At 39.8% G+C, this 22,496-nt stretch carries 13 protein-coding genes; 6 read left to right on the top strand and 7 right to left on the bottom strand.

Features of this window, described 5'->3' with window-relative positions; all coding sequences use genetic code 11:
- Positions 1-8 precede the first annotated feature (8 nt).
- Genes DW173_RS18350 through DW173_RS18335 form a run of 4 tightly spaced genes read left to right on the top strand, consistent with a single transcriptional unit; the run spans position 9 to position 5,156 of the window.
- Positions 9-1,607, top strand: coding sequence for an alpha/beta hydrolase (locus tag DW173_RS18350; protein ID WP_120144946.1), 1,599 nt, complete (start codon positions 9-11; stop codon positions 1,605-1,607).
- Position 1,608: 1 nt separating this feature from the next.
- Positions 1,609-3,129, top strand: a complete 1,521-nt coding sequence (locus tag DW173_RS18345) for an alpha/beta hydrolase (protein WP_120144945.1) — start codon at positions 1,609-1,611, stop codon at positions 3,127-3,129.
- 18 nt (positions 3,130-3,147) lie between these two features.
- Complete coding sequence (locus tag DW173_RS18340; protein WP_008642584.1) at positions 3,148-4,155, top strand: GRP family sugar transporter; 1,008 nt, start codon at positions 3,148-3,150, stop codon at positions 4,153-4,155.
- A 23-nt stretch (positions 4,156-4,178) separates the two neighbouring features.
- A complete protein-coding gene (locus DW173_RS18335) occupies positions 4,179-5,156 on the top strand; it encodes a fibronectin type III domain-containing protein (RefSeq protein WP_120144944.1) in 978 nt (325 codons plus the stop codon).
- Between the two features lie 80 nt (positions 5,157-5,236).
- Here the strand turns inward: DW173_RS18335 and DW173_RS18330 are convergent, their stop codons facing one another.
- From DW173_RS18330 to DW173_RS18310, 5 genes are all read right to left on the bottom strand, one after another.
- A complete protein-coding gene (locus DW173_RS18330) occupies positions 5,237-7,063 on the bottom strand; it encodes an endonuclease/exonuclease/phosphatase family protein (RefSeq protein WP_199722850.1) in 1,827 nt (608 codons plus the stop codon).
- Between the two features lie 173 nt (positions 7,064-7,236).
- On the bottom strand, positions 7,237-8,220 hold the full coding sequence (locus DW173_RS18325; protein WP_032841992.1) for a glycosyl hydrolase family 18 protein: 984 nt from the start codon (positions 8,218-8,220) through the stop codon (positions 7,237-7,239).
- Between the two features lie 60 nt (positions 8,221-8,280).
- The gene (locus DW173_RS18320; protein WP_008642576.1) at positions 8,281-9,954 is read right to left on the bottom strand and encodes a BACON domain-containing protein; all 1,674 of its coding nucleotides are present in this window, start codon (positions 9,952-9,954) and stop codon (positions 8,281-8,283) included.
- A gap of 23 nt (positions 9,955-9,977) precedes the next feature.
- The gene (locus tag DW173_RS18315; protein WP_008642575.1) at positions 9,978-11,612 is read right to left on the bottom strand and encodes a RagB/SusD family nutrient uptake outer membrane protein; all 1,635 of its coding nucleotides are present in this window, start codon (positions 11,610-11,612) and stop codon (positions 9,978-9,980) included.
- A 20-nt stretch (positions 11,613-11,632) separates the two neighbouring features.
- Entirely contained in the window at positions 11,633-14,593 is a 2,961-nt protein-coding gene (locus tag DW173_RS18310; RefSeq protein ID WP_004302470.1) for a SusC/RagA family TonB-linked outer membrane protein, read from the bottom strand.
- Between the two features lie 371 nt (positions 14,594-14,964).
- Between DW173_RS18310 and DW173_RS18305 the strand changes: the two genes are divergently transcribed.
- Positions 14,965-18,912: a two-component regulator propeller domain-containing protein gene (locus DW173_RS18305; RefSeq protein WP_120144942.1), complete on the top strand. Its 3,948-nt coding sequence runs from the start codon at positions 14,965-14,967 to the stop codon at positions 18,910-18,912.
- A gap of 187 nt (positions 18,913-19,099) precedes the next feature.
- Positions 19,100-19,807, top strand: coding sequence for a hypothetical protein (locus DW173_RS18300; RefSeq protein WP_120144941.1), 708 nt, complete (start codon positions 19,100-19,102; stop codon positions 19,805-19,807).
- Between the two features lie 250 nt (positions 19,808-20,057).
- Here DW173_RS18300 and ahpF read toward each other — a convergent pair whose 3' ends face one another.
- Entirely contained in the window at positions 20,058-21,608 is a 1,551-nt protein-coding gene (gene ahpF, locus DW173_RS18295; protein ID WP_120144940.1) for an alkyl hydroperoxide reductase subunit F, read from the bottom strand.
- Between the two features lie 85 nt (positions 21,609-21,693).
- A complete protein-coding gene (gene ahpC / locus DW173_RS18290) occupies positions 21,694-22,260 on the bottom strand; it encodes an alkyl hydroperoxide reductase subunit C (protein WP_004307892.1) in 567 nt (188 codons plus the stop codon).
- Between the last annotated feature and the right edge of the window lie 236 nt (positions 22,261-22,496).

Genomic DNA, 22,496 nt, shown 5'->3' with positions numbered 1-22,496 from the left:
GAGAAGCCATGAATAAAAAACTACTCCTATTATTAGCCTTATTATTATTTTCCTACGGATTGTCATCATGTTCGTCTGATGATAACAGTCCGTCCGAAGGCGAACAGACCGATACACCGGAACTGTTTACCAAACGCTATAATCCCGATCAAAGTTTTTACAGCAAAATATTAGGACAAGAAATCAAATATTCCGTATTACTGCCTCAAGAGTATCTATCGGAAAGTACGGGTAAATATGGAGTAGTTTTCCTTCTACATGGCTGGGGAGGGAACCAAAGTTCATGGGGACCTTCAGGTCTGAATATTCAAAGCATAGCTGATGCGCAAACCAGCAATGGTAGTATTCGCCCATTGATCTACATCATGCCGGAAGGTTTCAACTCTTATTTTTGTAACCGCTATGACGGAAAGTTCAACTATATGGATATGTTCATTAATGAACTCGTACCCCTGATTGATAAGCGGTTCCGAACAACAGCCAGTAAGACGGAAAGAGCTGTTGCCGGATTCTCTATGGGAGGTTTCGGGGCATTAAGTATAGCATCGCAACATCCTGAAACATTCTCGGTATCAATAGGATTAAGTCCCTCCCTAAATACAGATGAACAATACATCTCTTTGTCACAAGACGGTTGGAATCTTCAATGGGGAAACAACTTCGGAGGAAGCGGCCAGACAGGAACAGGCAGGCTGACAAGCTATTATAAAAGCCAATGTCCGCTACACTTTTTCAAGGATAAACCAAGTTCCACATTTCAAACAGTACGGTATTACATAGACTGCGGTGATGATGAAGAAAGACTATATGCAGGAAACGGTGAATTACATTCTCTATTACGGGACAAAAATATCAAGCACGAATATCGTGTACGAAACGGTGCCCATACTGACAGTTATTGGCGTGAATCCATGAAAGAGGCACTGCCTTTTATCGAACGTTCATTCAAAGGAGAAAACTATCCGCAGGAAACTCTGAAAAAATTCACAGAGGAATTACATGCTACTAATAAAAACATAAAAGTAGGTAATTCCAATATCGAACTATGGTTACCGGATGACTACAATTCCGAACTAACTTACAAAGTTCTTTATTACAGCAAAGGAGAAGGTAATATTGATCTTACAACAAAGAAGGTAGCAGTGGCATTAGATTCTCTTATGCAAATCAAACGTATGATAATCGCAGGTTTTAATGTGAAAGAAATGATTCAAAATGAAACAAATTTTTCAGCTATTACCGATGCAGTGGAAAAGACGGTTCATACGGAAAGCAATGCAGATTTCAGATTAGGATTAACATACGGTTCAGAAGCTGATTACTTATACAATCAGTCAACAGGCAATGCCCCTGCTATCAACTTTTTCTTTGCAGAAGACGCGGATATTATCAACCTTTCTGCCGAGAATCGTGCCAAAATCTATTATTTGGACATAACAGACGAAGGCAGCAACTACAATAGCATCTTTACTCTATTCAATGGATTGCGAGGTGCAGAAGCTCCAGTGCAATATCGTGTCAGAAACGGACTGGATAGTGAACAGTCCGCCCAAACAGGTATTTATTCAATGAGTTATTATATTGGTGAACAGTTAATAAAGAAATAATATGAAGAAGATACTGTTATATATTATCCTATTTCTATCAGGTATAGATGGAGCTTGGGCACTTCCTATAGAAAAAGAAGGGATGAGTATTTACAGTCCGTCCCTAAAGCAAGAAGTCTCCTACTCCATTATCTTACCGGAAGGTTATGAACATTCAGATACAGAATATCCAGTCTTATACATGTTTCATGGAATAGGAGGTGATTATACCAGTTGGCTCGAATATGGCAACGTTGCCCGTGTAATGGACAAAATGATAAAAGAAGGAAAGATTCAACCTTTCATTATGGTTATTCCTGACGGTTACCTGTCTTATTACAGTGACACTTATGATGGCAGCTCCCTTTATGAAACTTTCTTTATCAAAGAACTGGTTCCATATATAGATAACAACTATCGTACTCGCAAGGATATTAATGGACGCTCGATCATTGGTTTCTCTATGGGAGGATTCGGAGCATTATCCGTTAGTTTGCGCAACCGCCACTTATTCGGCTCTGTCGTTGCATTATCGCCATCCATCCGTACAGAAAAACAATACATGGAAGAAGGGCCACAAAAAGGATGGGACAATCAATGGGGACGGATTTTCGGAGGAGTGGGAAAAAATGGTAAGCAGCGCCTAACCAGTTACTATAAACAACATTCACCCTACCACATTCTTTCCACCCTCCGCAATTCCGATTTAAAAGGATTTGGCATCATGCTGGATATTGGAGATAAAGAAGGTACTCTTTGCGAAAGTAATGAAGAACTGCACCGATTATTACTGGAAAGACAAATACCTCATGAATGGGAAGTACGTTCAGGAGGACATGATTTCACCTGCTGGAATACTGCACTGCCCAAAGCATTCAGATTCATAAACGAATATTTCAATGGGAAGCAGTCAGGAAATAGTGAGAGTAGTCTTCCGAATGAGACTCCGTTTATCCAAACAGCCAATGCAACGGTCTATTATCCGGAACAGGCTCAAGGAAGCACAAGAAAATATCCTATTATCTATGTACAGGGAGAAATCAACGAACAACAGCAAAAGGTTCTCGTCAGTCAGTTTCATCAAATGGTAGATGAGAATAAAACATGGCCTGCAGTTCTTAGTTTCGTAAAAGCTAACACAGACCTGTCAGAAACAATTTCTGATATAGAAAAGCAACTCTCCGGCATCAGAGGTTCCCAACGTATGCGGGCTTTAATCACTTTGGGAGATAATATCAAAGAAGGTATAGAAGCCATTCAGGGAGAAAATTTGTTTACCGGCATAGTCTGTGTTAATGCCATCGGCAACGAGAATGATGCTCAAAATCTTATAAAAGCAGTCAACTCTCACAAAAGATATCCCAGATGCTGGATAGAGATACTACCCGAATCAAAAGAATATGGTTTTAGTAGTAATATACATATCCTTTTGAAAGAATCGGACCTGGAACATGAGTTCCGGTCAAGAAAATGTAAAGAAGCCAATGTTTTCACTTATTGGGAAGATTGGATACTATATTTAAATAACAGAATTCATGTTTAACAATTAAATACTAATAGTATGTTCACAGTAAACAGTTATTTATTGGCAGTTATATTCTGCATCGTAACCATGATTTGTTGGGGGTCTTGGGGTAATACCCAAAAACTAGTTTCCAAAAATTGGCGTTATGAACTTTTTTATTGGGATTATGTGATTGGAATGGTATTGTTCACCATCTTACTAGGCTTCACAATGGGTAGTCATGGAGATACCGGACGTTCATTCCTGGAAGATCTGGGACAAGCATCAGGAGACAGCATTGGTTGGGTTATCTTGGGGGGCGTAATATTTAATGCTTCAAACATTCTTCTTTCAGCGTCTATTTCCTTGGCTGGTATGTCTGTTGCTTTTCCTTTAGGGGTTGGCATTGCATTGGTATTAGGAGTAATCGTCAATTATCTGGGAATTCCGACTGGCAATCCTCTGCTTTTATTCGGCGGCGTAGCTCTCATTGTCATTGCTATCATTTGTAATGGAGTAGCTTCCGGAAAGATGCAAAAGGGTGAAGAAAGCAGGAAGAACAACAAAAAGGGAATTATCATTGCATTAATTGCCGGTGTACTGATGTCTTTGTTCTACAGGTTCGTAGTGAAAGGTATGGACGTAGAAAACTTCAATTCTCCTGCTATAGGAATGATGACTCCTTATTCTGCCATCTTTGTTTTTTCAATAGGCGTATTACTAAGCAATTTTGTTTTCAACACATTAGTAATGAAATATCCTTTTGTCGGAGAAAAAGTCAGCTACTCCGAATACTTTAAAGGAAACACGAAAACTCATATATGCGGAATGCTTGGTGGAGCGATATGGGGACTTGGTTCCGCGTTCAGCTATATCGCATCAGGAGAAGCTGGTCCGGCGGTATCTTATGCACTAGGACAAGGCGCACCACTTATTGCCGCTATTTGGGGAGTATTTATCTGGAAAGAATTTAAAGGTTCAACGAAATCTGTTAATCAACTACTGGCCTTGATGTTTATCTTCTTCCTGGTTGGTTTGGGAATGATAGTAGTTGCCGGAAACTAATTATTAACCTTAAATAGAACAACATGAAAAAGTATTTTTACTTATTAGCCATGCTGGCAGTAGTACTAGGTACGACTGCTTGCAGTGATGATGACAATCATCCCAGTACAAACGTTCTGGATAAACCGGAAGTTACTGTTCCTGATGTAAAAGAGAGTTCTGCTGTTATTACATGGAAAGCCATAGGAAACGCAACAGCTTATATTTATAGTTTGAACAACGGTAGTGAACAAAGTACTGACCAAAATACAATTCAACTGACAGGTTTAGAGCCGGAAAAAAGTTATACATTCAAAGTAAAAGCTCAAAAAACCGGATCAATCTATTTTGAAGATTCAGACTATGCAGAAATCACTTTTACAACAACCTCTGAAGTAACAGTTTATCGGATAGCCACTTTTGCGGACGACTGGGATAAATGGTATTACGAATATAATGATAATGGTACTGTAAAACGTGTATACAGGTTATATGAAGGAGAATTGGATAGAGAATGGCTCTTTGCTTATGACGGAAATAATATCACAGTGACAGGTAAGAACGCATATAACATGACTTTAAATGACCAAGGTTATGTTGCAACTTTTGTAGATGGTTCCAACACTTACGAATATACTTATGATGAGAATGGCTACATGACCAAAGTTGAAAAGAATGGTAATATTGCATCTAACATCACCATAGAAGATGGAAATATTATGCAATGGACCAGATTTTCAGATGGAGTAGAGCAGTTTAAAGTTCAGACCTATTCTGCCGTGCCTAATGTGAGCGGAGCACATTGTATCTATGCGGAAAGCAGTGGAGCTAGTCGTTGGCTGGTTGAAACTGGTCTCTTTGGAAAAGCTTCGGCTAATTGCCATACGAGCAGTGGTTGGCAACATTCATCCAGTACAGCTACTTACACATTTGAATATGACGAGAACAGTTGTATCAAAGAGGAAAGCAAAAACTATGACGGATATATAGAGAATTTCTATTATACATATTTCTCCGAATAGCACTTTATGAAATAACTAATTCATGGAGGTGTGTCTAGAAGTCTGGCGCACCTCCATTTTTTATAAAGTTATTAGAGACTTTAGACTGTTATATCCAGTAAAACCTCTCCCCTTACATTCAGCACCTTAATCCTCAATTCATCGTTCTTCTTCTCCAGAATCATCACCGTAGCACTGTCCATCTTATATCCTCCACCAATAATAACCGGATAATTATTACCCAGTTCCCCTTTCGGATGGTAAGCGTATTTATGAGTATGTGCGTTCAGGCTGATATTGAAAGGTGCTTTTTCTAATAATTTAGTCCAAAGATTCGCACAGAGATTCTTTTCATAATTACCGTAAAGCGGAATATGATGAATAAGGACACGTTTCTTTGCTTTCTTGAATTCTTTGGCAGACAGTTCTTTTTTCAGAAAATCAACCTGTTCATTACGCAATTGAGTAAAATCGTTCAAGCCATAATATACCCAATGGTCGTCCGGTTTATCTTCTCCACAATCCAACATGACGATACGGGTGTCTCCCCAGTTAAAAGAGGCATAAGTTTTATCTCCCACATAATCAAAATGATCACGCAAACCGATAGAATAGGCATTGCGGATTTCATGATTGCCACGCATAAAGAAAGTCGGTATGTGGTCGCCATACACTCCTTCGGTCAGTTCACTGATAAATGTGGTTGCTTGCTCGTGATCCACAGGATCATCCACACAGTCACCATTGAAAACAACAAAATCATACTTAACATCCTGTATTTGTTTACATAGAGTACGGAAAGTATTGGTATGTTGATGCAAATCATTAAAAACAATAGCGGTAAAAGACTCTGTATCAGCAACAGGAAGAGTAAATTCACTGAAGGTCGATTGTGCTGTATTTCCAAATACCTTTTTATATGCCTGATAAAGCAACATCTCTTGCGAACACACACGATAATAATATTTCTGTCCAGGCTGTAAGCCATCTATACGTATTTTATGCAGCTTGTTATTGCAGACCACCTGACCGTCAACAATCATACGCGCACGTTCCAGCCGGGTAGTATCTGTGCCATATTCCACCCAGCAATAAGAAGGAACGGTTGTTTCCCACATCACAGTAATGCCATTACCCACAGGATTCTGCAAATAAGGTTTAGTACGGAATATCTTGTCTGCCTTTTCAGCGGTACGCAATTCCACAAGTATGGGACGATGGTCGGAAGCCATTGGCTCATTAACTACTCTCGCAGATATGACAGCAAATCCGGTAGCGTTTTGCTTTGACACGGCAATATAATCAATGGTCTCTTTTGGATCAGGAGCAGGATAAGTATACTTTCCCGGATTGGAGAGTATTTGAAAATCCTTTTGCAATTCTTTGATGAAATCGGATTCAGGTTCAGCATTCATATCCCCGGCTAGAAAAAGAGGCTTTTTATAGGAAGCAATCAATGACTTCACTATTTCCAAAGATTTCATACGGTCTTCTTCCGTTAATGACAGATGGGTACAACAATAGATATAATCCTCAAATTCTGCCAGAATCAAGGTGCGGGCCTCTTCTCTACCAGGTAAAGGGATAGTTTGTAAACGTAGCGGAACTTGCTTTGTCAACAGTCCGATTCCATATTTACCTCCTTCAAACTCTATAGCAGGTGCAAAACAAGCATGCATTTGTGTACGTTCAGCTATCTCACCCAGCACATATTTCTGTCCGCTCCGACGGGTCATACTGTCTACCTCTTGTATAGCCACAACATCAGGAGAAGCATTATTTATCACATTGGCTACCCGTTGAAAATTGCAAATATCATCCATGCCGTTCGCATTTTTAATATTATAAGACATCAGTCTCAATGTATGTTGAGCCTGTACCGGAAAAATAAACAGGATGACGGAAATGAGTAAAAAGATCTTTTTCATGTTCTTCATTTTTGGGGGTTATGTTAAGTTCCCCCAAAGGTAAGAAAAAAATAAAAAGCCACAAAGATACGGATTCATACCTTTGCGGCCTCTTATTGTTAAGAATAGCTTTTCTCTAAATGGGGGGGATGAGAATAAAGCTATATTATTTACAAGGTCGATTTATTATCTCATTATTTCTTTTGCCACTTTGCGGTAGTATCCCACATTTGCGGATCTACGCTATTAAAGTGCCAAAAACCGATTTGAGAGATTCCCAGTTCATCAGCTAGTTCAAGTAGCGCTTCCGTACTTCTGGCATCACTTGCATAAAACAGATGCCGATTACCATCAGTACCATCATACAGATACATGTTTACCTTTTCATAACATAACCAGGTAGGAGAAGGCAAAATTCCATTTATACTGTCAGGCACAGATTGGTAAACCTGCCTTCCTTTGATGTCACCAGTTACAGCATAATCATTTGCATAAGCAGGCAGAGCCATCACTAATTTATCATTCGGAATGTGTTTCATCCAGAAAAGCATCGCCTCTTTAGTCCATAGATAATTAGACGTAGGTCCAATGCCCATACAATCATCCCTATGTTTGAGCTCGGGCTTATCTATCCCAGGTGCAAAATACATATCGTAACACATCACTCTAATTAAGTCGCAGGTAGTATTCAAAACTGCCGGATCGTGAAACATCTTAGTTTCGTTATCCTGATACAAAGCCGGATAAAAACTAACGCAATGGCTTAATTTCTTTCCAACAGCATGGAGTTCTTTTGAAGCAAGTTTCAGGAATTCGGTATATGCATCCTGAATATCAGGGCTCAAATGTTCGAGATCAAGATCTATTCCATCATATCCATTTGCATTGCAATCGCTTACATACTTCTCAACAAGTGCCTTTCTTTTCTGTGGCGTATCAATCGTTTCTTCATTTCCACCTACAGCCTGATATACTTCGATATGATTCTGATGACACTCATCGATAAATGATTTCGGAGGATTCCCGAAAACGCTAATGGAACTAATTATCTCTTTCACTGGCTCTATATCCTTAAAAGAGCTTCCATCTATATAGACATACCAAGGAGCTACTTTCTTCTCCTGGGTGGTGGAAGAGAGTGTTTCCTGCTTGCAGGAAACACTCGTCATTACCAACATTACACAGCATATAGCTGTTCCAATTATGCTTAAATACCTCATTGAATGTAAAGTAAACTGTTATTCTTCATCATAATTATACTTCTTATATTCTATATAGTCATATTTGACTGTATATGTCTTTGCAGTAGGCTTATCTCCTTGCCAGCCACCTCCATCAGCAAAGGTCATCATTGAGAATCCAAATTTAAACTGTGCCGGAGTATACCAGGTAGTAAATGTTTTCGCCACTTCACCATCTATAATCCATGCCGCCCAATATGCACCATCTGCATTAAGTCTAAGGTCAATAGTCAAAGTGTGTTTACCCGGATCAATAGGTACACCGTAAACTCCCATAGCCTCTGTATAACAACGTACCAGCATCTGGCCTGGAACAGGAGGAACCGTACAAGCCGCACGATCATTTTCAGTACCCGAGAAAACAAACATAGAGAATGACCTTTCTTCAGCGTTAGTTGCAGCGATATTACCACCTGCCAACCATTTTTCACCTACCCCTACCAAAGGAACATCTATTTCCCATGTATATTTTCCAGCTCCCACTTCCGGACTATAAACGAAGTTATTCCCGTTAGATAGATTCAAACTTCCATCCGCAATCGTTCCTCCATTGTTAGTCCATCCAACAGGAACAAAACCAGCTTCCTCAAAGTCCCACTTCACTGTTGTTCCCTCTGGTTCGGGAGGAAGCTGACCTTCGATAATCGGCTTCATTGAATAATCATAAGGAACATATTCAAGATAATCAAATAAGGCATAATTTTCTTGAGTTGCCGCATGATCGCCCATACCATAAAGATTCTCGACACTAGATATAGCACGGAAATAAGCCTCTTCACCATAATCTAATTGTGCCCTCTTTAAAACTTTACCATCAACCGACCACTCCGCCAGATATTTCTTATTCTCTAACTTCAAATCCAATACAAACGTATGCCAAGCATCCCCCTTAATAGGCGTGAATTCAGAGAAAAAAGGATTAGCCTGACTAGTCACAAGGCACAGCATATCATCTGGTCCGGCACTATGTGCTGCACGGTCTGCAGCTGTACCGGAACAAATTTCAAAATCCAATTCATGCCCATCGTCAAAATATAAAAATGCTCCAATACTGGCCCGGTCATTCATTCCGAATTTAGGGACATATATCCTCCATTCATAACGACCTGATCCGAATTGCGTTGTTGTCTGCACCTTGAAACGGTCCCCATTAGTACCTTCATACTCTTCACCTGCCCGGGTATAGATTCTTAACGCTTTTCCATCTTCACATTCGTCATTATCTACGATAGTGATCGGATTGATCCCTGCCACAAGCCCCGTCTTTTGCAATCCAGTAAAGTCACCGTAATTATAAATGGTTCCTTTATAGCCATCCTGAATAACTGTGATGGTTCGAAGTTCAGCACCTTTCGCCGCTATAGTCAAGGTTGCACTGCGTTTTGGGCCGTTATTCTTATCAGCAGAAATTGTTAGCGTACCATTACCAGTTCCTTCCAAAGGAGAAACTGTAAGCCAATCACCACCTGCCTGATCCACTGCAACTTCCCAAGCTGCTTCTGACGTAATATCTACAGTCTGAACTTCAGTAGAGGAGACTCCGAATGTTAAAGCATTTGTGGAGATTCCGCATGCAACAATCTCTGTTTTCTCTTTGAAGCTATCACCGCATGATACTAAAGAGGCATTACATAATACACCTATTGCTAAATATAAATATCTTAGTTTCATAATGATTGTTTTTATTGTTTCATTCAGTTCTTCAAATTCGGATTAATAGACGAATCTACAAAAGGACGGGGAAGATACATTTTACTGTCATTCCACGTACCAGATACGGAAACAGCTTCTTTCCTGAAGACTCCGGGAGCCACTTCAATCTCCGGATTTAATTTTCTGTATTCAAAATGATCTTTAATGCGATTCATGCGAAACATATCCCTTGCTCTAGTGGCAATATTTCCCCAATAATATCCGGCTATTTCCCAGCCATGTTCATTATAGGCAGCTTCTGCCAGATCATCATACGACATGGTTGTCTTATAGATATCCCGGTCTGCAACAACAGATCCATTGGCACGATTGCGTACCTCATTCAATAAGTTGACAGCTTCCGTGATACTGCCTGTTTTTGAACGACCTACGGCTTCGGCATACCAGCAATATACTTCTGCCAAGCGAATAATCTGATGCGTCTTTTCTCCATTCTGATTCATCGAAATCTTCGGATTCGTATAATCGAATTCTTCTCCAGTGGTCGTTTCTACTTTCTTCATGAAACAGGGAGCAACAACCACACGCGGCGCTTCCGGATTGGGGTCTTCCCACCAATCACGCAACTTAGTTTCATTCTTCAATATGATTTTCGGGAAATAAGATGCATCTTTGCGTGAGCCTTCCGGGAAATCATACCAGAATTTAATTTCTCCGTTCGTATCTCCCCATCCACCGCCACCATAAGCATAGTCTGCCAGGAAATCAGCTAAAGGGGCATTGGTAAGTGCATCTATTCCCAAATTATAGTAAACGCCAAGCAACACTTCAGGATTATTCTTATTATACTCCATCGAATATACTTGCTTATAATCAGGTAATAACTTGTAGTAATAAGTACCTTTCTTCGAAGCATCGATTACTTCCTTTGCCTTTGCAGCGGCTAGTTGATAATATTCTGTTCCCTTGTTCAACGGCCATCCTGCCATTGCCATATACACATAAGCCAATGTTGCTTTTACAGCTCCTTGACTAACAGCAATGTTTACCCCGTTTCTTGCGTAGGGTTCTTTAGTATAATTAGCAGGCACCATTGTCTCTGCCTTTTTCAGGTCAGAAACAATCAGTTCGTAAATTTCAGAAACGGTTGCCAATGGCATGTTATAATTGATTTCATCTTTCACAACCATAGGTACCTCTCCCCAAGCCATTACAAAATAAAAGTAAGAATAGGCACGCCAATAATAAGCTTGTCCAATGGCCGCATCTTTCTCTTCCTGGCTCACTTCCGGAGTTCGTCCGGCATTATCTATAATGAAATTAGCCGCTTTTACCAATCTCCAACGAGCACCCCACAATTCAGTCACCCAAGTGTTGTTGTCCGAAACATTATAAGTATCTACCTCACGCAGCCCCTGCTTATTAGCTGCAGGGTGTGTAGAAATATCATCACCCATCACTGATTCGAAACCTGCCCAAATATTTGCATACATATCACTCGCAACTTTGGAATACATTCCATTCAGAGCCAAGTCCAGATCACCTTTTGAATTGAAGAAATTAGTTACCGCCAACTGCCCTTTAGGATCTTCTGTCAGTAAATCCTGGCAAGACACCATCCAAAGTGCTATCAATGCTAGTCCGACAGATTTGAATATTCTATATATTGTTTTCATATCCATGTATAGTTAAAAGATTAAAAGTTAAGTTTCATACCAAAAGTGAATGTTCTTGGAACAGGATAAGATCCCATATCCACACCATTAAAGCCATAATCGGATTCACTGTACACTTCTGGGTCCATACCTGTGTATTTCGTTAATGTAAACAGGTTTTGAGCACTGACCGACAATTGAATATCGGCTACTTTCGTTATCTTCTTAGGAATATTATACGTAAGGCTTATATTTTTCAGTTTCACAAATGATGCATCTTCAAGCCAGAAATCGGAATCAGGATAGTTTCTATTATCTGAATTTTTATGACTTGCATACACAGCATCTGCTTTATTGGCTACTTTATCCCAACTTTTGTAATAAGCATCAGATAAAGAGATGAAACGATATACACCTGTCATAGATCCCATCGCATAGCGGCTTACATTCAGTCTATCTTGTCCTAATGCAGCATTGATAAAGAGATTGAGCGTCCAATTTTTCCAAGTAAATGTATTATTCCATCCGAAAGTCCAATTAGGCTCGGCCTGCCCTTTAGTAACCAGATCGTCAGCACCCGGATTGGTTGTCAAACTTCCATTAGATTGATGTTTATACAAGTTGGCGCCCTGGTCATTAAAGTTTGCCCATTCATAAAGATAGAAAGAACCAATCGGATACCCTACTTTTTTAATTTGAATGGGACCACCGCCAATACTTGTATAATTCTCCCCAACGATAAAATCACTACCTGCCAGATCGATTATCTTATTCTTTAAATAAGATGCATTCAGCGATGTTTCCCAACCAAATATATCTTTGTCTGTCAAAGGAGTAGCTGTAATGGTGAATTCAACACCAGAGTTTCTAACTTCACCTTGGTTGACCCAGAAAGAGCCACCTCCGTTATACTGAGGAGCAGGTTTGCGAAGCAACAGGTCCTTAGTATCCTTTCGGAACCATTCGGCTGTAAAACTCAAGCGACCGTCTAAAACACTGGCGTCCAAACCTATGTTATACTGATAGGTGCTTTCCCAAGTTACATCCGGTGTAGCGAGATTTCCAGTCCAATAACCGGTATGGATTGCATCGCTACCATAACCGTCATAATTTGTAGGAGCCAACATACCCAATGTTGTGTAAGCACCGATACTTTGATTACCAACAACACCAAAACTGGCTCTTAGTTTCAATTGCTGGACAATGTTTTGTTTGCTCATAAAGTTTTCTTTAGCAACATCCCAAGCAACAGCTGCTGACGGAAAATATCCCCATTTATTCTTCTTCTGAAACTTAGATGAACCATCGGCACGGAAAGTACCTGTCAGCATATACTTTCCTTTGTAATTGTACATAATTCGACCAAGCCCGGACACAATAGCTTCTGCGGAATAGCCATTCTCTCCATCGCGTGTCTTTGCATTTTTTGCATTCCAATAACCAACAAACTCATTGGCTAAATCACTTCCGGTCAGTTTTAGATTTCTGCCTTCGGCACCACTTGCTTCAAATACAGCTGTTGCAGTCAGATGATGATCGCCGAAACTTGTGTTATAAGTCACATTATTGGTATTCTGCCAGAATAGATTCATCCTGCTCGCATTTTCCATACCACTAATTTGTCCGGGTTTTGCTAATGACGAGGTGAAAGAGTAACTCGGAACATGAGAGTAATTAGCAGCACCCTGTACAGACAATGTCAACCCTTTCATTATTTTGAAAGTCAAATCCATATTAGTATTCAAAGCATACACGTATGAGTCACCATAATTTGCGACACGTGCACCATAAGGGTTTCCGTTTACTGAATTATAAGGGTCCATATTATAAACGCCCGTTACCGGATCTTTCATTTCCATCGTAGGAGAATAGTTCAGGAAGTTCATAATGTCAATACCCCCATTATGACTGTGAGTACGTGAAGCATTAATTTTGGTAGAAAGTGTCAACCACTTGGTGAGTTCATTATCCAAATTTATCCGTAACTGTGCACGTTGATACTTGGTCGTGATGGTCATGGCTGTCATATTCAGTACATTGGCTGAAATAAGATACTTATTTTTAGCCGTTCCACCCGAAATACCTAATTTATAGTCCTGACTAATACCGGTCTGCAACATCAAATTCTGCCAGTCAATGCCTTTGGAGCCATTCTTATAGGCTTCCATCTCATCATCTGCAAATGAGATACCATTATACTCCTTTAATGCAGTCGCATATTCATAAGCATTCAGTAAGTCATATTTTTTAAGAATGTTCGATACGCCTATAGCCACATCCGCATAAATCTGCACTTTACCTTCCACCCCTTTTTTAGTAGTTACCAATACCACACCATTAGCACCGCGTGAGCCATAAATAGCCGTTGCCGAAGCATCCTTCAGAACTTCAATAGATTGAATGTCAGCTGGATTTACATCTAGTCCACCAGACATAATGCCATCGATGACATACAAGGGGTCATTGCTGGTATTAAGAGAAGTAGTACCACGAACACGAACTTTAACTGTACCACCAGGTAAACCATTTACGCTCGTCACTGCCACACCTGCAGTACGTCCTTGCAGAATATCTTCCACCCGCTTTACCGGCTGATCCTTAAATTGTTTGGAAGAAACAGAAGCCACAGCACCTGTTATATCTGATTTTTTCACTACACCATAGCCGATGACCACTACCTCACTCAATTGGTTCTGATCTTCCTGCATTGTAATCTTCAAACTGGTATTCGTTCCCAGTTTAACCTCTTTAGTCACGTATCCGATATAAGAGAATGATAGTGTAGAGCCAACAGGAGCACTAATCGAGAACTTTCCGGAAATATCCGTTACGGTACCAGTTTGTGCATCTTTAAGAGTTACGTTGACACCGATGATAGGTTCATTGCTGTCGGCATCCATAACAGTACCCGAATACTGCTTTGCAACCTGTGCATAAGTAGATGTAACTGCTGCAAAAAGAAATAGTAGCAAGCAGCCAAGCGTTTTTCTTAGATTATCCATATACTTTTCATTTAGTTAGAATATAATAATATTAGATTTTTAGGAATTTTAGATACAAGTCAAGGCATTCAAAATGTTCCCAACATTACTCCGCCACCTCTTCATTCTACAGTTTTAGGATGTATTCATAGTAAATAGTCTTTTTTTTAAGGTTTAATACTATTCCGTATTTAGTGTCAACTATGCAAATATAGGTGCAAAGCGTGGAAATAGAGATCAAATAACATCCATAATTAGTCCGCTACTGTTCAAAAGGAGTATTCTGGATATCCTTTCTAGCTATCTAATGAGCTTTGTGGACAAAAGAAGATGAAATCTATTGTACAGTTTCATAACTTCTTTTATATTTGCTCTATCAAAAGAACATAACTATGTCAAAAGCACACGTACTAAAGAGGTATTCTTTTCTAATCTGGATATTATTCTTTGTTCTTTCTACCAAGGCTGAACAACAAGACTACTACTTCAGACAAATTTCTTTGGAACAGGGATTGTCACAATCAAGAGTGCAGTGCATTTACAGAGATCATCAAGGAGTCATATGGATAGGTACCAAATGGGGATTAAATAGTTATGACCAATCTGAACTGAAAAGTTATTTTCATGACCGGGAGCAGCCCAACTCATTGCCCGACAATTTCATTCGTTTTATTACAGAGGATCGTTTAGGCGATTTATACGTTTCTACCAATAAAGGAATTGCCATCTACAATAAAGCAGAAAATCAGTTTCAGCCATTGAAATATAACGGGAAGCCATTTAACGCTTGGTCTTATCTTCAAATAGGTGACAATTTCCTGTTTGGAGGAGAAGAAACTTTATACCAATACAATCTGACGGATAAAAGTATTACGACGATCTTCCCCGACATCGATGGAGACAAGTTAAAATGTATCAATCGCATCTTTCAGTGGAGTCCCGATGTGCTGATAACCAGCAGTAAAAAAGACGGGCTTTGGATGTACGACTTGATAAAAAAGAAAATGTATCGATGTCCATTTGTAAAAGAGCGCGAGATAAACACCATATTTGTTGACTCTCAAAACCGGCTTTGGGTATCATTCTATGGCAAAGGAATAGCCTGTTACTCGAAAGAGGGGAAAAGGCTTTTCAGTTTATCCACCAAAAACTCCGGGCTCAACAACGATATCATTTTTGATTTTCTTGAAAAAGACAACCAACTTTGGATAGCTACTGACGGAGGAGGTATCAACATACTTGACTTCCAGACTATGAAATTCTCTCATCTTAAACATATTTCCGATGATGAACAATCCTTGCCGAATAACTCTATCTACCGGCTTTATAAAGATCAGATGGACAATATATGGATAGGCAGTATACACGGAGGATTATTCGCCATTAAGAAAGTGTTCATCAAAACCTATAAAGATGTTCCACTGAACAATCCCAATGGAATTAGCGAACGTACCGTGGTTAGCATCTTTGAAGATAAGGATACATTGCTCTGGATTGGAACAGACGGAGGAGGTATCAACTCATTTGACCAAAAAACGAATACATTTCATCATTACCCTACTACATACGGGGAGAAAGTTACCTCTATCACAAATTTTTCTGAAAATGAGCTCTTATTATCATGTTTTAATAAAGGGGTATTTACCTTTAATAAGAGAACCGCACAGATGCAACCTTTTCCCATTATCAATGACTCTATTTCGAAAAGAGAATTTTCATCCGGTGATTTGGTAAATCTATATGCTACAAAAGATAATATTTACATATTAGGAGCAAAAGTCTATATCTACAACAAGCATACCCGGCAAACATCTATTCTCTACGCACCCCAAATAGACATTCAACGCCAAATAGCTATGCAGGCAATTTATTCCGACGATACGCATCTGTATCTAATGGGAACCAATAACCTGTTTAAACTAAACTTCAAAACCAACGAACTGTCTTCATTAGTCAATATGAAAGAGGGAGATGATTTCACATCGGCCTGCCGGGATGATAAAGGTAACTTTTGGATAGGAAGTAATTTCGGACTGCTCTTCTATAATAAACAGACTGGAAAAACAGAAAAAATACATACCAACTTGTTCAACAGTGTATCCAGCCTTGCCTATGATAAAAAAGGAAAAGTCTGGATAGGAGCGCAGAACATGTTCTTTGCGTATATTATCAACGAAAAACGTTTTGTTATCCTGGACGAATCCGATGGAGTTCCTTCCAATGAATTGATATTTACCCCTATTCCTGCTCTTCGTACTCCCAATCTGTATATGGGAGGTACTATGGGACTGGTACGCATTAATACGGATATTATTTTCGAAAGCAATTCGTCTCCTATTCTCAAGCTACTTGAAGTAAAACTGAATGGTAAATCAACTCTGAAACAGGTTAATAATAACTGTATTTCGATTCCCTGGAATCATTCATCGTTCAACATTAAAGTGATTGCTGACGAAAAGAACTCCTTCCGAAAACACCTTTTCCGGTATGTCATCACAGGAAAAGACAAAATGGTGATCGAGAGTTATCTCCAGACACTCGAATTGGGTACATTAGCATCAGGAGAATATACCATCAGCGTATCCTGCGACACCTCCAACGGTGAATGGAGCCAGCCGATAGAGATCTTAACTATTATAGTCTCACCTCCTTGGTGGAAATCTATCTGGTTTATTATACTATGCATTTTCTTTGCATTTCTAGTGGCAGGAGTGGTCTTCTTTAGTTTGATAAGAAAAAAAGAAAATCGGCTGAAACGTGAGATGCGGGAACATGAGAAGAAGATATATGAAGAGAAAATACGCTTCTTAATCAATATCAGCCATGAGCTACGTACCCCTTTGACACTCATCTATGCTTCCCTGAAACGAATTCTAAATAAAGAGGTGAAGCAAGACGAGCTACCGGAATATCTACAGGGGGCATTCAAACAGGCAAATCAGATGAAAGATATTATCAACATTGTGCTTGATGCACGCAAAATGGAGGTAGGACAGGAAGTGCTACACATCTCTTCGCATCCTTTACACAAGTGGATACAGGAAGTGGCAGAAACATTTCAAACTGCATCTAAAGCCAAAGAAATTGAAATTACATACGACTTTGACGACAGTATACAATCTATCGCGTATGATGACACTAAATGCAAAGTTGTTCTTTCCAATCTGATTATGAATGCTTTGAAATATAGTCCTAATCAGACTCGTATTGTTATAAAAACCATCCGTACAAATGAAAGTATACAAGTACACGTACAAGACCAGGGAATCGGATTGGATAATGTAGATATAAAGAAGCTCTTTACCCGTTTCTACCAAGGCAAACATAATGAGGGAGGAAGTGGTATCGGTTTATCTTATGCTAAAATGTTGATTGACTTACATGGAGGCAGGATGGGCGCTTTCAATAATAAAGACAGAGGGGCCACATTCTTTTATGAAATACCGGCTAATCTACAAGAACAAGAAGTATCATGTCCTCAACATTCCTACCTCAACGAACTTTTAAGTTCTCCGGAGGAAGAAGAGAAAATAGAATCCGGGGCTTTCTCTCTACAAGGATACTCACTGTTGATTGTAGAAGATAAACAGGACTTAAGAGAATTCTTAAAAAATGCTCTTAAGGATAAATTCAAGAAGATCTATCAGGCAGAAAATGGATTGGTAGCGCTGGAAGTTATTAAGCAACAGCAACCGGACATTATAGTAAGTGATGTAATGATGCCACAAATGAATGGCTATCAGCTATGCAAGGAAATTAAAGAGAATCTGAATATTAGCCATATCCCTGTTATTCTACTTACCGCCAGAGCCGATTCTGAAAGCCAGATGTTAGGATACAAATTAGGAGCCGATGCCTATTTGCCCAAACCATTTGAAATGGAAATGCTCCTTAGCGTGATCCAGAACCAGATGAGAAATCGTGAATATATTAAATCCAGATACAGGGGCAATCAATTCATTCTGTCTCCGCAAGAGGCTACTTTCAGCAATGCGGATGAACAATTTATGATTAAATTGAATGAAATGATCGATCAGAATCTGTCTCAACCAGATCTGGACGTAAAATTCCTGACTGCTCAAATGGCTATGAGCCGGACATCCTTATATAATAAGATCAAGGAACTGACCGGCATGGGAGCAAACGATTATATCAATCGTAGAAGAATCGACAAAGCAATCATTCTTTTAACTCAGTCTGACATGAGCATTACTGAAATATCAGAGCAGGTAGGTTTCACTTATCAACGATATTTCAGTACGTTATTTAAAGAAATGAAAGGAATGACTCCTTCTCAATTCAGAGCACAACACGGTTGCACCCAACAACAATCAGAATAGATTCAGCACTTTAGTTTATCATTTATATAGAAATTATACTTCCCGGAACAGAGCGATTAAGATTTCCAGTGCAGATTTGGACGTTTCATGATTTGAAATGACTAAAATCTGATGAGTAGAATAAGGTATTCGACTACTTTTGCAGCAAGCAATTGATAGAAAACGAATACACTTAAATTCAATTATTATGAGAAACTACTATTTAACTCTGTTACTAATATGCATTTGCGGCCTTTGCTTTGCACAGCAACAGACCAATGACATCAGTACTAAAAATCCGCCAAACAAAGAATGGAACTTCAACAATCTGGATGGATGGAAATACGGACATCAGGATAACAACCCGGATAATCAATGCATATTAGAGAATGGTTACTTACGGATCTTTACCCGGGCTAACTCGGTGGATCGGAAAAAGGTTCACACTGTAGAACGGATTTATACAACAGGAAGATATACCTGGCGTACTCATATCCCGCAAATGGGAATAGGAGATCAATGTAGCGTGGGTTCGTGGATATACCATGACGACCAACATGAATTGGATTTCGAAGTCGGATATGGTAAAGATACAGTTCGCAAGGAGTTAAATGCAGCTCCCGACGAAATGATTGCTTATATGACATCGCAGGCATATCCTTTTTCTTCCGTTCCTGTAGTAATCAAGACCGGATGGCATCTGTTCGAAATTGATCTGACATTAAAAAATGGGAACTATTACATCACCTGGTTAATAGACAACGAGCTCAAACATGAACTTCAACTGGAATTTGGGAAAGACATTGCATTCCATATTTTTTGCAGTGTAGAGAATCTTAAATTTATTGGAGACCAACCGACACAGCAGGAAAATTCCGGATTGTTTGATTTCGTCAGATATACATATCATGACTAAATAAATGAACTTAACACACATTTCTTAAAATCCCCCCAATTACATACCATGAGAACAACGTTCATTTCACTTTCACAGATATTCATGAACATTTGTCTCCATGCGCAGGATAGAGCAGTTGATGAAGGTCATGTTCTCTAGACATCAAACAGCCCTCGCTACAAATCTGTAACGAGGGTCTTTTTTAAAGGAGTCATTCCTCCTCTTGCTAATGTTTTGTTTATGTGCTTTTTATATCTGAATACATCAATCAGATAATCCCTCTCACTCTATCGTCAAATGCAGAAAGCGCAGCTTTCGCTCCTTCGCCCATAGAGATAATAATTTGCTTATAAGGAACCGTAGAAACATCTCCGGCTGCATAGATACCCGCCACATTCGTACGGCAATGTGCATCAATCATGATTTCGCCCGGACGGTTGGTTTCCACTATGTCGCGGAATACACTGCTATTCGCAGAAAGCCCGATTTGTACAAATACACCATCCAACTCAACCAAACGTTCTTCTTCCGTTTTGCGATCTTTGATGCGCAGGGCAGTCAGTTTATCACCATTTCCTATCACTTCCGTAGTCTGTGAACTTACAAACACTTCCACGTTCGGCAATGATTTAAGTCGATCTTGAAGTACACTGTCTGCTTTCAACTCATCCATAAATTCAAAAACAGTGACTTTGGAGCAGATACCAGCCAAGTCAATCGCTGCCTCAATGCCGGAATTTCCTCCACCTACTACTGCTACATGCTTTCCCTTATAAAACGGCCCATCACAATGAGGGCAGAAAGCAACACCACGACCGATATACTCCGCTTCTCCCGGAACATTCAGTTTACGCCAGCTTGCACCAGTTGCAATAATCAGTGCCGGAGCCAGGAATTTCTCCCCAACAGAGGTAGTGATCTGCTTTTGTTTTCCAACCACTTCTACTTTTTCTACTTTACGATGCTCCAGCAAATCCACCGGATAACGCAACAAGTGAGTTTTCAGATTATCGGCAAGTTCATTTCCTGTCGTTTCCGGAACAGAAATTAGATTTTCAATACCCACCGTTTCTTTCACCTGTCCGCCAATACGCTCGGCCACGATAGCTACACGCAACCCTTTACGGGCAGAATAAATAGCTGCCGATACTCCAGCAGGTCCTCCACCGGCTACAATCACATCATATTCTTTCACCTCTGCATTCGCTTTGGTTTCGTCAATACCATATTGTTCTTCCAACTTGGCAAGCAATTCGCCAAATTCACCACGGCCTACATGAAGTAATTTTCCATCTGCAAAGACAGAGGGCACTCCTTGTATCTTCAGTGCATCTACTTCATCCTGATAAAGCGCACCGTCTACCATTTCATGCGCAATAGCCGGATTCAAAGTAGTCATTGCATTCAGAGCCTGCACTACGTCAGGGCAGTTCGTACAAGTCAACGAAACATAAGTGGTTAGATGTATCGGGCCTTTCAGTGCTTTCACACGGTTGCAAACGGCCTCATCGGGAAAGTTCTTTCCTTTGCCGTCCAGATTCAGGATAGCAAGCAGCAAAGAAGTAAATTCGTGTCCGTTCGGAATACCGCAGAAAGTAATTCCTGTGGCGTTACCATTCTTTAATAAAGTAAATTTCAGCCCATTTCCTTCACTCACCGAATAAGTGATATGATCGGAACAATCCGCTACATCTCCCAGCAGCTCCAATAATTCTGTTTTGTTTTCGTGGCTGGATGATACGGATATATCAAAAGTAAAATTTGCCTCCAGCCCAGCAAAAATACCCTTTAGTTGTTCTTTTAATGCAGATTCTAACATACCTTCTTTCCTTTCATTTTTTGAGAAAAAAGGCCAGTAGCGTCTCCCGTTACCGGCCTCCCATAATCACCATTATCAAGATCTATCAAATCTTACCTACCAGGTCGATGCTTGGCTTCAGGGTAGACTCACCCTTTTTCCATTTAGCCGGGCAAACTTCTCCGTCATGGCTGGCTACAAACTGTGCAGCTTCCACTTTACGAAGCAATTCACTTGCATCACGGCCAATATTGTTATCATTCAGTTCCACCACTTTAATCTTTCCTTCCGGATTGACAACGAATGTACCGCGATAAGCCATACCTTCTTCTTCGATATATACACCCAGTGCACGGCTCAAAGCGCCAGTCGGGTCTGCCAACATTGGGTATTGAATCTTGCGAATACTTTCAGAAGCATCATGCCAAGCTTTGTGCACGAAATGAGAGTCAGTACTTACCGAATAGATTTCTACACCCATCGCCTTGAACTGATCGTACTTTTCAGCCATATCCACCAATTCAGTAGGACATACAAAAGTAAAATCAGCAGGATAGAAGAAAAGAATTGCCCATTTACCTTTCAGGTCATTGTTGGTTACAGTCTTGAAAGCTCCGTTGTGAAAAGCCTGAACACTGAATTCAGGAAGTTGAGAATTTAAAATTGGTTCCATAATCTTTATTGCTTTTATTGTTATTAATTGGTTTGACTTATAACATCAGAAACAATCTTTTGTTTTTTGTTTCTGATGCAAAGATAAAGGCAGAAACCCCGCCTTTTCAAAAAAAGTCCAATCGAATATTTCTATGCGGCGATAGATGAAATTAATAAAAGCATTTTATAACTTTGCAAGCATAAACGTGCGACAAGAGGTCTCACAAGTAATTGTTCAGCATCATGTCTGAACCT

The organism is Bacteroides sp. AM16-13, assembly GCF_003602705.1.
GTDB classification, from domain to species: domain Bacteria; phylum Bacteroidota; class Bacteroidia; order Bacteroidales; family Bacteroidaceae; genus Bacteroides; species Bacteroides xylanisolvens.
The sequence above is the reverse complement of the archived record's forward strand: the minus strand, read 5'-3'. Positions and strand labels throughout refer to the sequence as shown.